General features: G+C 35.1%; 16 protein-coding genes and 1 tRNA gene. 2 read left to right on the top strand and 15 right to left on the bottom strand.

What is annotated here, in order from left to right; all coding sequences use genetic code 11:
• Positions 1-295 precede the first annotated feature (295 nt).
• The 5 genes from J7R07_RS00995 to J7R07_RS00975 all read right to left on the bottom strand — a co-directional run bounded on the left by J7R07_RS00995 (position 296) and on the right by J7R07_RS00975 (position 4,524).
• Positions 296-658 carry a hypothetical protein gene (locus tag J7R07_RS00995; RefSeq protein ID WP_343070146.1) on the bottom strand — a complete coding sequence of 121 codons (363 nt, stop codon included), beginning with the start codon at positions 656-658 and terminating at the stop codon, positions 296-298.
• Between the two features lie 511 nt (positions 659-1,169).
• Positions 1,170-1,724 (bottom strand): biotin transporter BioY, encoded by a 555-nt coding sequence (locus tag J7R07_RS00990; RefSeq protein WP_208435078.1) that lies wholly within the window; start codon positions 1,722-1,724, stop codon positions 1,170-1,172.
• 32 nt (positions 1,725-1,756) lie between these two features.
• The gene (locus tag J7R07_RS00985; RefSeq protein WP_208435077.1) at positions 1,757-2,380 is read right to left on the bottom strand and encodes an energy-coupling factor transporter transmembrane component T family protein; all 624 of its coding nucleotides are present in this window, start codon (positions 2,378-2,380) and stop codon (positions 1,757-1,759) included.
• Complete coding sequence (locus tag J7R07_RS00980; RefSeq protein ID WP_208435076.1) at positions 2,377-3,057, bottom strand: energy-coupling factor ABC transporter ATP-binding protein; 681 nt, start codon at positions 3,055-3,057, stop codon at positions 2,377-2,379. The genes J7R07_RS00985 and J7R07_RS00980 overlap by 4 nt, the downstream gene beginning before the upstream one ends.
• 39 nt (positions 3,058-3,096) lie before the next feature.
• A complete protein-coding gene (locus J7R07_RS00975; RefSeq protein ID WP_208435075.1) occupies positions 3,097-4,524 on the bottom strand; it encodes an amino acid permease in 1,428 nt (475 codons plus the stop codon).
• A 187-nt stretch (positions 4,525-4,711) separates the two neighbouring features.
• On the opposite strand from J7R07_RS00975, the gene J7R07_RS08285 reads away from it, so the two are divergent.
• A complete protein-coding gene (locus J7R07_RS08285) occupies positions 4,712-5,032 on the top strand; it encodes a hypothetical protein (RefSeq protein ID WP_246464804.1) in 321 nt (106 codons plus the stop codon).
• Between the two features lie 617 nt (positions 5,033-5,649).
• Here the strand turns inward: J7R07_RS08285 and J7R07_RS00970 are convergent.
• Positions 5,650-5,856: a SlyX family protein gene (locus J7R07_RS00970; protein ID WP_208435074.1), complete on the bottom strand. Its 207-nt coding sequence runs from the start codon at positions 5,854-5,856 to the stop codon at positions 5,650-5,652.
• A 474-nt stretch (positions 5,857-6,330) separates the two neighbouring features.
• Here J7R07_RS00970 and J7R07_RS00965 point away from each other — a divergent pair.
• Positions 6,331-6,403, top strand: a tRNA-Thr gene (locus tag J7R07_RS00965).
• A gap of 102 nt (positions 6,404-6,505) precedes the next feature.
• Here J7R07_RS00965 and J7R07_RS00960 read toward each other — a convergent pair.
• From J7R07_RS00960 to J7R07_RS00915, 9 genes are all read right to left on the bottom strand, one after another.
• Positions 6,506-6,709, bottom strand: a complete 204-nt coding sequence (locus tag J7R07_RS00960) for a helix-turn-helix transcriptional regulator (RefSeq protein ID WP_208435073.1) — start codon at positions 6,707-6,709, stop codon at positions 6,506-6,508.
• A 73-nt stretch (positions 6,710-6,782) separates the two neighbouring features.
• Entirely contained in the window at positions 6,783-7,406 is a 624-nt protein-coding gene (locus J7R07_RS00955; RefSeq protein ID WP_208435072.1) for a lambda exonuclease family protein, read from the bottom strand.
• Position 7,407: 1 nt separating this feature from the next.
• Positions 7,408-8,184: an ERF family protein gene (locus J7R07_RS00950; RefSeq protein ID WP_007346780.1), complete on the bottom strand. Its 777-nt coding sequence runs from the start codon at positions 8,182-8,184 to the stop codon at positions 7,408-7,410.
• 160 nt (positions 8,185-8,344) lie between these two features.
• Positions 8,345-8,842, bottom strand: coding sequence for a Rha family transcriptional regulator (locus J7R07_RS08280; RefSeq protein WP_246464803.1), 498 nt, complete (start codon positions 8,840-8,842; stop codon positions 8,345-8,347).
• A 361-nt stretch (positions 8,843-9,203) separates the two neighbouring features.
• On the bottom strand, positions 9,204-9,962 hold the full coding sequence (locus tag J7R07_RS00935) for an antA/AntB antirepressor family protein (RefSeq protein WP_208435071.1): 759 nt from the start codon (positions 9,960-9,962) through the stop codon (positions 9,204-9,206).
• 9 nt (positions 9,963-9,971) lie between these two features.
• The gene (locus J7R07_RS00930; protein WP_246464801.1) at positions 9,972-10,376 is read right to left on the bottom strand and encodes a Rha family transcriptional regulator; all 405 of its coding nucleotides are present in this window, start codon (positions 10,374-10,376) and stop codon (positions 9,972-9,974) included.
• Positions 10,377-10,431: 55 nt separating this feature from the next.
• Positions 10,432-10,806, bottom strand: a complete 375-nt coding sequence (locus J7R07_RS00925; RefSeq protein WP_208435070.1) for a hypothetical protein — start codon at positions 10,804-10,806, stop codon at positions 10,432-10,434.
• Positions 10,807-11,071: 265 nt separating this feature from the next.
• Positions 11,072-11,689: a LexA family transcriptional regulator gene (locus tag J7R07_RS00920; protein WP_208435292.1), complete on the bottom strand. Its 618-nt coding sequence runs from the start codon at positions 11,687-11,689 to the stop codon at positions 11,072-11,074.
• A 79-nt stretch (positions 11,690-11,768) separates the two neighbouring features.
• The gene (locus J7R07_RS00915) at positions 11,769-12,371 is read right to left on the bottom strand and encodes an XRE family transcriptional regulator (protein ID WP_208435069.1); all 603 of its coding nucleotides are present in this window, start codon (positions 12,369-12,371) and stop codon (positions 11,769-11,771) included.
• Positions 12,372-12,404: the final 33 nt, after the last annotated feature.

Genomic DNA, 12,404 nt, shown 5'->3' with positions numbered 1-12,404 from the left:
ATCATTTTATTCACATTGCTATACCATACTTTTCTGCATCTAGCATCATGCTCTTTTTTTATTACATGTAATCTGTTATTTTCTCTAATATTTTTAAACGCAGGAGATGAGTAAACAAAGTGAGGGAATAGAATTTGCAAACTTCCCTTGAATAGCCTTGAGGATAACTATCATTTTATAAAGTTTTCAAAAAAACCGTTAGAGCTATAATATCCCTTCTTTGTAGAACTAAAATGCTTCAAACAAAATAAATCACCTGAAGTATTAAAAATCAAACAATGCTTTCTTTTGTACTCTACCAACTGAATATGGAAAATATGGAATCGTATAAATATGACCCTAAACCAGTATATATATGTCTCACTTTCTGGAAAATTGACACCATACTATTCCAAAAAATATCATGGTTCCCTGGATGAACGGGTATAACAACTTTATTTAATAAAGAATTCACTTGCTCATCACAAAATATATTTTTCGCAAAAACAGTAGAGGCAATGGTAACAGATTCTTCTCTCTGAAAGACTGCGTATTCGGATGCTTTTACAACAGATGAAAAACCTAAAACAAGAGCGCATACAGCAAAGTAATATCTTATATTCATAGCTTTATTTTTATCCTTATCTTCTTTAGTAAAGACACATAATACAAATAACATAATGTTGTTTTTTATGTATATATCATAAATAATATGATACTAAAATAATAAAAATATTTCACTATTTATTCTATTAAAATACGATACAGAATAATATTATATAATGTGACCTATAAATATATAAAAAAATATTCCTCACTAATAAAAATACAATCATTATTTTCAGTTGTCCATTTTTACTATTGAATAAACATAAAAATTTTCTAAGAGAAAAAATTTGCGACTCGTATTCAATAAAATACCTGAATCTTCTACAGTAAATTTATTCTAAATAAAAAATAATAACCGCTGTTTATAAGAGATATTTTTTAATTTTATATCTCTTATAATAATACTCTATATGATATGGATTTTATATTGCCGCTTTTTTAGACGACCATTTGGATATTAATAGAATAAGATCTTTTTTCCTATTATATGCCCGCCCATTACAGTGCAAAATAAGACAAGAAAACTGAGCATGTTTTTCTTCATATAAACTGCTATACCCCCTCTCAATTCAAAATAATAACTACCCTTTCTTTGACGTAATAAGAGGAATGGTTTTTTTCACTGTAACCGCAATAAAAGATGCAATCAGTACTTTCACAAAATCGCCAACCAAAAAACCTAATGAACTTACTACAGCCGTTAACAAAGAAACCTGGGTGATATACGCCATCCATGGTACACCAAAAAGATGGACAATACCAACACCACCCACAGCATTTATTACAAATAACATTACAAAATTTAATCGCTGCCAAAATCGCTCAACCATCAAACCAATAAAAAATGCAGCGATTGGAAAACCAATTAAAAAACCGGCACTAGCTCCTAAAAAAACACTAATTCCTCCATGACCTCCAGCCAATAAAGGCAATCCAATAGCTACAAGTACAAGAAAAAGGAGTGATGCTAAGGCACCTCTTTTTGCACCAAGTATAGACCCTGCTAACATCGGTCCCATTGACTGAGCAGTAATAGGAATCCCGAGAAAAATAGGAAGCAAAATGGGAGGAAAAAGGCCTAAAACCGCGTAAATAGCCGCAAATAAAGCAATATAGGTGAGATCTTTTGTATTCATTGAAATTACCCCTGTATTATGAATTAACTGTATTATCCGTTCGGTATTTTATCATCAGCATCACCGTCATAAGAACGTGCATCTAGTGCTTCAGCAACTTCTGAAGCCATCCTGATGGTTCGTATCATTAACGGCATTGCCAGAGCAGCAATATTCGTATTAAATCCACGTGCGCGCTGTGCTTCACGCACTTCATTGAATTTTTCACTAACAACCGGAATAAATCTGATTGCCATAGATATTACCATACTAAATTTTGATGGATTTATACCAAAACGTCGAAATGGTTGAAGACATGTTTCAATTACACCCACCATATCTGAAACTTTAGTCGTTAAAGACATAAGTGATGCTAAAAAAACGAGAGAAATAAGACGCAATACAACCTCAAAACCTGTAAGCCAACTTTTAAAAATAACTTGAAAAACAAATATAAGGATTAAAAATAGACCTATTGTTTTAAGTTGCTTTAACACATTGTTAAAAGGCACCTTAGCAACTCTATAAAGTAAAGCGATAAACAATAAAAAGAGCAAAAAGATAGGTATCGCTGATACCATAAATAGAATGGTCGCACATATAGCAAGGGATAACAATTTAATCCCTGGTCTAAGTCTATGAACAAATGTATCCTGAGCAAGATATAAACTGATCACGACATTCTTCTCATATATTCTTTAATCGCAACAGACGGTACATCATCAACAACTATTTCCCCCTTATCAAAAACTAGCATTCTATCAAACTTTTTGAGAAATTCCAAATCATGAGATACAACAATTGCTGTTTGTGTTAATTCTTCTATTACGTGCGTAACACGGTGCTTATTTCGCAAATCAAGTAATGTCGTCGGCTCATCAAAAACAATATAGTCTGGTTTCATCGCTACTACACTGGAAATAGCGACGAGTTGTTTTTGTCCCCCGCTTAATAAATGAACTGCGTGATTTCTAAAAGCTTGAAGATCATAGCGCTGTAAAATTTCATCTATACGCTCTTTAATCTCATCTTTACTAAGTTTTAGATTTTTGAGACCAAAAGATAAATCTTCCTCCACTAATGGTAAAACAATTTGACTATCAGGATTTTGAAAAACAAATCCCACTTTACGCTTTACCGCCTTTGCATCACGCTTTGTATCAAGCCCATCAACACTTACAAAACCATGAGACGGTAATTGTAGCCCATTGATAAGACGAACAAATGTACTTTTTCCAGAACCATTCGCACCAATAACAGCGATTCGTTTTTCGGTAAGCTGTATAGTAATACCCTTCAATACACATAAATCATCAAAGACTTGTGTTACCTTATCAAACTTTATAATCCCCAAGATTTATTCCAATCAATTCCTTTAGTTCCTCTTCTACTGCTATCGCTTAAGTTTATAGCCTAAAAGTAATAACAAGCACCATAGAGGAATAATAATAACTGCTAAACTCATATCAGGCATCTGTACAGGAATATATGTTTCAAGAAAAGAAACCTTGATTCCTATCATATCAAAAAGTTGAGTCATCAATCCATCTTGCCCAAAACCACTGACAAACATAATACAAAATAATAAACCAAGAAAGCAGAGGCAAAGATAGTTAGCGTAAGGATATAAACCAAACGCATAAGTAAAGCCGCCTTTTCTGTTCTTATGTGCCTTGCGAAATTTCAAATGAACAATAACAACAATCGCCCAAGTAATCACTGCTGCTGCAGTTGCAAGAGCCATGATCCGCATGAAACTATTATCAGGAACAAGAGCATTAACAACGATAATCAACGCCGTACAGAATGACGAAAAAAGGATAGTAACATAAGGAACACGAGCCACGCTCAATTTACTAAAAATATGTGGTGCATTTTTTTGTACAGCTAAACTATAAAGCATACGGCCATTAGAATAAATGCCACTATTGTAAACAGAAATAGCAGCCATAATGACCACAAAATTCAAAATATGGCCAGCCGCAGGTATTCCTATAGTCTCGAAAATCGTAACAAAAGGGCTACCGTTTTTTCCAATCATATTCCATGGACTGAGTATCATAATAACGCTGATAGAACCAATATAAAAAATTATAATCCTCCACATAACTTGACGGATAGCCGCTGGAATTGTTTTTTGTGGATTAGATGCCTCTCCAGCAGCAATACCAATAAGCTCTGTTCCTCCAAAAGAAAACATTACCACAGAAGTCGCTAAAACAACTCCTATTGCTCCATAAGGGAAAAAACCACCATGATCCCAAAGATAATGAATATTCGCTTCATTTCCCCCTATTCCAGTAACAATGAGAAAAATTCCAAAAATAATCATACCAATAACGGCAGCAACTTTGATCAAAGCACAAGCAAATTCAAATTCTCCATAAAAACGAACATTAAACAAATTAACGAATGTAACAAATAAAAGAACAATGAAAGATGACTTCCAATGATCAATCAAAATCCAATGATCAAGGTAAAACCCTATCACTGTAAGTTCAGCCATGCTCACAAGAATATAAAGAAACCAATAATTCCAACCTGTTATGAAACCAGCTAATCTCCCCCAATATTTATAAGCAAAAAAACTAAAAGCTCCTGAAGATGGTTCTTCTACTGACATTTCACCAAGCATTCGCATAATGAAATATATAATAAGCCCGCCGATAAGATAAGCTAAAATAGCTGAAGGACCTGCTAATTGAATTGCCTCAGTTGATCCATAAAAAAGCCCTGTTCCAATGACACCACCCAAAGCAATCATTTGAATGTGACGACTTTGAAGACCACGCTTCAATTCATTATTCGTATTCTTAAGCATTATTCCTTACTCTCCCCTCCCTTGATATCGGCCTGAAATTTTATACGAAGGGTTAATAATATCTTTGACCATATTTTTTTCAACAGAAATTATAAAAAAGAACATAAATTTATTTTTCTTGTCATAATGCAACTCCTTCTCTTTTTGTGCATTATGCGATTGTCCTATTGAAATTACAGGAAAAAATATGCTGCGCCCCTTACTCAAATTAATGGCTTTTATTTTTGTTACACTAACAATTATAGTATCAGTCATTGATAGCATACACTCTATGAGCACATTACACTGGACGGCAACCCCTTTAAATAAAATATTAGCAAATTTCCTGAAAACAGATATCTATCACCTTAACCAGTTTATACATAACATGATACCTGCTCCTTTATCTTCAATTTGCATTACTCTTACCTGTTTACCGGTATGGTTTATATTGGGTGTCTTAGCAGTAGCATTTTGTATCTTGAATCACGAAAAACAAAAGCCTTTTCAAAAAATATCGTATACTTAAAAGAAGGATATATTTGATTTTGAGATTGCAAAGACTTTTCTAAAATCCATTGTGCCATATATAGTCGACGCATTTTAAAAGGACTTTATTCTATTAAAATCGCTGAAAGCTATTTTGTTAAGAAGAATACATATTAAAAGCACCTTATTATAAACATATACATCAATTCACGATTGCTATAAGAAACTGCAATATCAAATCAGTTGCCTCAATTAAAAAAATGAGATATTCTATTTACCTCCTCATTTCATTTATAAGAAAATCGTTACAGTGAAACTAGCACATATCGTAATGGCTCAATTTTCTAGGATTGCTCATTTATCCCCTTCAAAAGATTTTCTCTATTTTTTAGCATCATAGACTGCATACAGAAAACACTTTTTCATAACACAGGTATTTCTTATAAAACTGAAGTTTCTTGAAATAATAAGGAAAATTTTGCATCTTATAAAAGCCGCTCTATATACTTAATAGAATGCGCTAAACAAAAAAACAGAGCGATAAACGACTGCTGTGACAAATTATGCGTCCACTGCAGTGTATATTTCGTTATATATTTAAAAAACCACCAAGACTCCTAATTGGAAAAACTTGCCCCCAAAAAATATACAATACCTCTATTTATGAGAAGATGGTGGAATAACAGCTTCAGACACACTCCGTTCTTCTAAATCTAAAAACCGCTTCGTTAAGGTGTCTAATTTTTTAGATATATTATTTAAACTTTTCCATTGATCGGTTACTACAGAAGAAAGTTCGTCAACAAGCCTCTCTTGATAAACTAACCTCTTTTCTAGTTCTATCAACTGATTTTTATCTGACATGGCTCTTACTCCATCTTAAATAGAAAAATATTTTTGAATTTATTGAATCACTTTTATCATCATTTTTATAAGAATGATAAGTAACTTTTTATCAATTCCACTATTTTTATCCTCACATCATAAGGATCAATGATATCTTTTATTTCCAATTTCTTGTCCAATAAATCTCTCGCCTTCTTAGGAGAAGCAATATGTTATCTTCTGAAGATAGCCTAATATCACTTTCCACCCCGAAAATATGTTTTTCATACCAGTTTCTAAATTTGAACGTAGTGGTAAATCGGAACGTATTTTTAACATCAAAATCAAAAAATACTGTTCTGTTCTAGACCTTTGAATTTCTCTCCTCTTCCCTCAATAATAGTTACATTTTATAAATTATTGAAAAAAATACATGCTTGCTTTTGTGCATACTTTTGGTTATTACCCTCGAATTGTTTTTTGTTTAATAAATATACAAGCATATGCCCATATGCCGCATTAGCTCAGTTGGTAGAGCACATCATTCGTAATGATGGGGTCGCTGGTTCGAATCCGGCATGCGGCACCGTTTTTTATATTTAATGCATTGAAATACATAGACTTTTTATTTAAATAGCAATTTTCAGACCACCTTTTAGACCACCTCTTGTGGTTTATACAATTTTACTTAATTTGTTGTTATTTGTTCCCTATTTTTCTTTGGAGTGAAAGCTAGAATTTCTTTTTTTCTCCATCTTACTGCTCTTCCTAGCTTATAGGGCTCTGGAAATACACCTTGAAGCACCCAATTGCGAATCGTTGTTGTAGAGACACTAAAAAGCTGTGCACATTCACGGGTTGTTACATATCTATCGCCATCATCAAATATCATCTCATTACCTTTCTATTTTTTTATGTTACTTAAATGGGCGGGGGTGCTGGGAGGAGAAAGCACCCCCATAATGTCAAGCAGCTTGTGTCAAGACCTTCTTCATGTCTTGCTCTATTCCCTCTAAAAAGACTTCAACAGCTTGATTGATCTGTTTAATTTGTTCCTCATCACGCTCCACGCGTTTGATTTTCATGCGCAAGTGATCTGATCTGCCTACAAAATGCGGATTATAGCTAATGAAATGACACCACTTACGCCCAGTGCAAGCCATTTGGAACTGCATTTGTGCGCTATATTCAGGCTTAATCTGGTTATCGATAAAGAAGCGTAGATGGGTATTTGCTTGCGGGCATTTAACCTCAACTAAACCGTCATCACCAACAAATCCATCAGGACTTGCACCAGCCATTTCTATTGTGGGATGTGGGATGAAACCACATGGAGTGACCTCTGTATCATAAATGAATGCATATTCTCTCAAGGCATCTTCTTCATGTTCAATGCCCCATTGCATAGCTGGTGTTAGATAAGATTGGCTTACTTCTCCTGTTAAACGCTCTGTAATGAGTTTAATTTTATAGTCTTCATATTTTTTTGTTGGGGTTCCTTTGGCTGTTTTACTCAGGACATTGTAAATATTTGATGCGGTGACTTTTCCCAAGCGGGCTTGAAACCATTCTGCTGTTCTTTGGTCCATTTCACACCACCGTTTGTTGGTCTTGTGATGGTAAAGAGTGTTCCGTTTCTATCTTTTTCTTGTTTTGTTTATTTTTCAAAAGATGTAACACCGTCTGTGCTTGTCTATCAGACATATCGTCAAGCTTTTCAACATTTGCATAAGCAAGGATTTTTTCCTCTTCTGTTTGGGTTTGTGACATGAGGTTTCTGATTTCAGTGATCTGTTGTGGAAAAGCAGATTTGATAGGTATATTTCCATCTGTGTCATCTTCTTTGCTGGCTACATTAAGGAGCATGCTTAAAAGATATCTGCGTGCATAAGTGATGGTAGAGCCTACCGATTGGATGGTTGATTTGCATCCTTTAACATCATAAGGAAATTTTCCTTCTGTTGATATTTTGTTTCCTGAAGGATGTGTCAATGTCATTTCTATAATCATAGTATCATGACCTTGTTCTTTAATACGAGAAAACAAAGCGAAGTGGTATTTTGACAAGGTTTCCTTTACAGCATCAATGTGTTGGTCAAGGGTTGCATATTGGCTATTTGTATGGGCATTCTTAGCGTTTTTTTGAATGTTTTGATATTCCATTTGCATAGCTGAAAGATCAGAAACAAAGTATTGGTAGTTTTGTCTCTCTATTTCTTTTTCTCGCAATGCAATGAGCCGCTCGAGACGATCCATATCGATGTCGTTTTCTAAGGCTCTGGTTAAAATGAGATCCATAGCCGTAGATTTGACTTCACAATCGTTTGTTTTGTTTACTGCTGTTAGGTTCGTGTTTGGTTCACTCATTTTGCTTTCCTCCATTGAAGCGCATTCCCCCGTGGCGTGAAGCACGCTTGTGTTAAAAAGGTTGGTTGTTTTGTATTGTTAGAATCCCGTTTCTAGAGACTGTGTGATATTGACCACCTCCCCGCCTGTAAAGACGAGAAGATGAGATTATATTTTAAATCTAAGCAGCTTTCACGACAGATCTTGCTAACACCTGTTTTGCTTCTTTAATGAGAGCTTTGTATTTTCTGTTTTCTTCATCTACTCTGAAAGCATCGATAAGACGAACATGAATAGGACCTAAAAGATACAGAGCTTTTTCACCAGCGCTCATACCTTCCCAATGACTTGGCAAATCAAAGCGTTTATCAGTATCATAATTATTCTGTTCTTGACTCTCGAGTTCTATCCAGCGGTCAATGATCTTAGCACGCAACACTGTACTGTATCCTGAAACTAAGATAAGGCATTCACGCTTAGGGAGATTGTAACAATTTTGAGATTTGCCTTGTTTGTCTAAATAGGTGCCCTCAAATTTGAGGAGACCTCCTACAGGATATAACTCCCCTAACATTTGCTTAATATCGCGCCTTACATTGTCGTGCCTTTTATCGCACAACTCCGCAATTTCACAGCTAGACATTGTTAATGTAGTTTGGATGTTTACTAAATTGTTCATAATGAACTCCTGTTCGACTAGAGATTTTTCATTAACACTCTATGAAGAGTGCCGGGTGCTGAAAAACACGGCGAACAGTCCGTCGTTACGCCTTCCCCATAAGAGTATTGTATAGCGCAACCACACCCGACAAAGCTATTATACGCACGTAGCATATAATGAGTCAAAGTCTTTAATGTGCGGAAAAAAGATTGTTTCGGTAATCTATCCGCTGCTCGTTTAAGGCGTTTTTCAGGCACCAGATTCAAACATATATATACTGATAGTATATTGTCAATTAAAAAATTCAAAAATTGATACAAATAAACCATGTTTGTTTTATCAATCAGTTCGTATTTCTTTTCCATAAAATGATTGCCTCTTAATGCATGCTTTGTCGTTTCAGTTCTTGAGACAACACACCAATGCCTTTTGCAGTAATTTTTGCGCAAGGAATGACTTTTTCTATTCCACTAGCGGTTTGAAGTGTGATGGTTGGACAATCCATAAGTTGCTTTTGGATTTTGTCTTGATAAGGTAGCAAATTTCCACCTGTTGTACGTCTGTAAATCCACCCTTTTTGCTGTAAAAATTGAATGAATTGTTTTGGTTGCATCTCGAGTATTTTAGCGGCTTCAGTCAGACCAAAGAGCCCATCATGGCGCTGTAAGCTTTCAAGAGCCATGGCTTTTGGTGTTAAATCTTCAATGATGGTGTCTTTTTGATCTATTTGACCTTGTAGGTAATTCAAAAAGCCAATCATAGCCTTTGGACTTGAATAGTCGATTTGTGGTGTTACTACTTGCTTTACACGCTTTTCACATTCGATAAAGTATAAACGGGCTTCTCTCCCTTTCTGATTGTTCTCAAGCATAGAAAGTTCTTTGGCTCTATCGAGTGTGAGATAGTAGTTAATCGCGATAACAGCCCTAGATTTTGCGCTCGCCAAATTTGGCGACCGCAAATCTTGTGTTTTTACAAAGTCTTGTCCTTCTATAAAATTGTATCTAGTAATACGGTCCTTAATCCAATTTGAAAAGTCACGTTTTGCCTCTAAGAATGCATGCAGATCACGTGCATTTACTGTCTGAACTATTTCCTGATCAATGATTTGTTCTTTAATCTCTATGAGAATGTTCATGATGAACCCCTATGCAGTCTGTTTAATTTTATTTTTAAGATGCATCATGATAGCTGCTCGTATTTCAGGTCTCGAAAAATCGATTTGGGGATTAGCTGCTTGCTCTTCTAATTTTTTCCAATAATCTATGATTTTTGCGCGTAACACAGTGTTATAACCTAAAATGACAATAAGAGATTCACGTTTAGGAAGATGATAACAAGGAAGAGTACGACCTGTTGAATCTTTGTATAATCCAGCAAAATTACTCAGGTTGATTTTAAGTTCGCTAAATAGTTTACGAATATCTCGCATTACATGGCCATGTCTTTTACCGCATAACTCTGCAATTTCAATGCTAGACATGGTTGGAATTGTTTCGTGTTTGTTTGTATTTTGCTGGATAGCAATTAGCTTTTCCATTACGGACCTCATATTGGGTGGGATTGATGGGAAAAAGGGGGCGCTTTTTCAAACGCCCTTAAGAATTTTAAAGCACATCACAAGGACACAAACGGTGCTGCTGTTCGTAAGAGCCATACATTACATCATCATATTCGCGCTGTTTTATATCATCTAAAAAAAAACCGTATGCAGTGCTGTGTAAAATAAAATCGTGAGGTATGTTTCCGTTAAAATACTGTTCTTCACATTCTCTGAGATAAATTTCTGCGATATCTTCAGAAATATCTTCGCAACTTTTTTCAGAAGGATTTATGCGAAAGATTTGGATTGCATCATCTGCCTCGTCAACAATGTTTAGAATTTGGCTTGCATCAAGTGGTCCAGACTCTGCAATGTATTGCTCTTTATCGTAGGCAACTAATAAAACTTCATTGGAATTTATAAGAATTGGCTTTTCCATAATTTCCCCTCCCTAACGCCTCTTGGCGATTGTTTGTGCTAATTTATATAATACTTATACGCAAACGTATAAATTAAATCAAGAAAAAAATTACATATATTTCACTTTTTTTTGCATTTTCATTTAAATGCCCTCTTCAGAAATAAGAGTTAAAAGCTGATTTTAGAATCAATAAATGCGCGGTTTACTGATAAAAATCAATCAAACTTGCTAAAACCCGTTAAGGGTGTTTAATTGATAACGTGAAGAGGGAATCGTATTGTGTTTACATATCAAGAATAGTGCGTCGTACACGACCTATTATAGAAATGGCACCTTCAAGTTTTGGAGCTTTTATTGTTTTATCGTACGAAGCAGGCTGAAAAGGAGGATTATCATTTGGTCTATATCGCTTATATGTAGCCTGCCCAGTTTCATCTGCAATTACATAGCAAGCATTAGGTACAAGCTTTTTGTCTCGCATATTTACAAGTATTATGGAATCTGGAGGACTAATTTTATTCATGGATGCACCATCCACACGCAACGCAATCCATTCACCGGCAGGAAGGTTAACAGCTTCTGTCATAGGATAATCTGAAAAATCCATTATCTCATCTTGCTCACTGAACTCTCCAGCACTAATCCATGAAATAAGAGGAATACTTATATTAAGGCTAGGATTCTCTTGAAGAGATTCGCCATATAAAATCCACCCCGGATCCACGTTAAACACTTGCTCATAGAGTTCGGCTTTTTGTCGAGAAATACCACGATTTCCATTTTCGTGACTAATTAGGGTATTTTGATTAAGAGCTGGTATAGCGCGCGCAGCTTCACTCGGTGTTACATATCCAGCGTTCTTACGCGCTATTTTAAGTCTATCTTTTGGCAAATAAACCATCTGTCCATTATCCACTATTTTTTGCATTTTCACTTAAATGGCATCTTCAAAAGTAATAGAAACAAAAGTCTTACTGAGATTATTTCATAAGTGGACGATAGGATTTACGTGGTAGTATTGCAACTATTTCTCCAACCCATTTTATCTTAGCATTTTTAATAGGGTCTGCATTCCATGACTTGAGTACAATACCTTCTAAAGAACGAGTAATTTGTTTGATAAATCGCCTATTATCTTCTGTTAGAACAACAACTTCATCACCATAATAATCGCTCACTGGTCTTGTTTGCAGATGTTTAACTACGATTAAATCACCATCTTTATACACGGGATACATAGAATTTCCACGAACCATGAATCCTATTGCTTCAAAAGGCAAATCAAATGGTATCTCGATTGTTTCAAGTCCGTCTTCTGGAATTTGCTCAACATCTGTGTCAATCTCTAGCCCTGCTCCTACATATCCCATAAGAGGAACAAGTGTAGTAATTTGGTTATAGCCCTTTAAGCTTTTATAAAGTTCTAAAATTGCATCTCTATGTGAACCTCTAGGGTCTGACTCACTCCCCAACCACCTTGAAACGGTTGCTTGAGTTACATTTAGTCTATCTGCAAGATCTTTTTGACTGAGACCGAATTCAGATTGCAATACTTGCAATGTAGCAATGATGTTTTTTGTCATAATTAATTACTTATGATTTTTAAATTTAAAAAA

The organism is Bartonella phoceensis (assembly GCF_902825145.1).
GTDB lineage: Bacteria > Pseudomonadota > Alphaproteobacteria > Rhizobiales > Rhizobiaceae > Bartonella > Bartonella phoceensis.
Note: the sequence above shows the minus strand (reverse complement) of the source record. Positions and strands in the feature narration are given on the sequence as shown.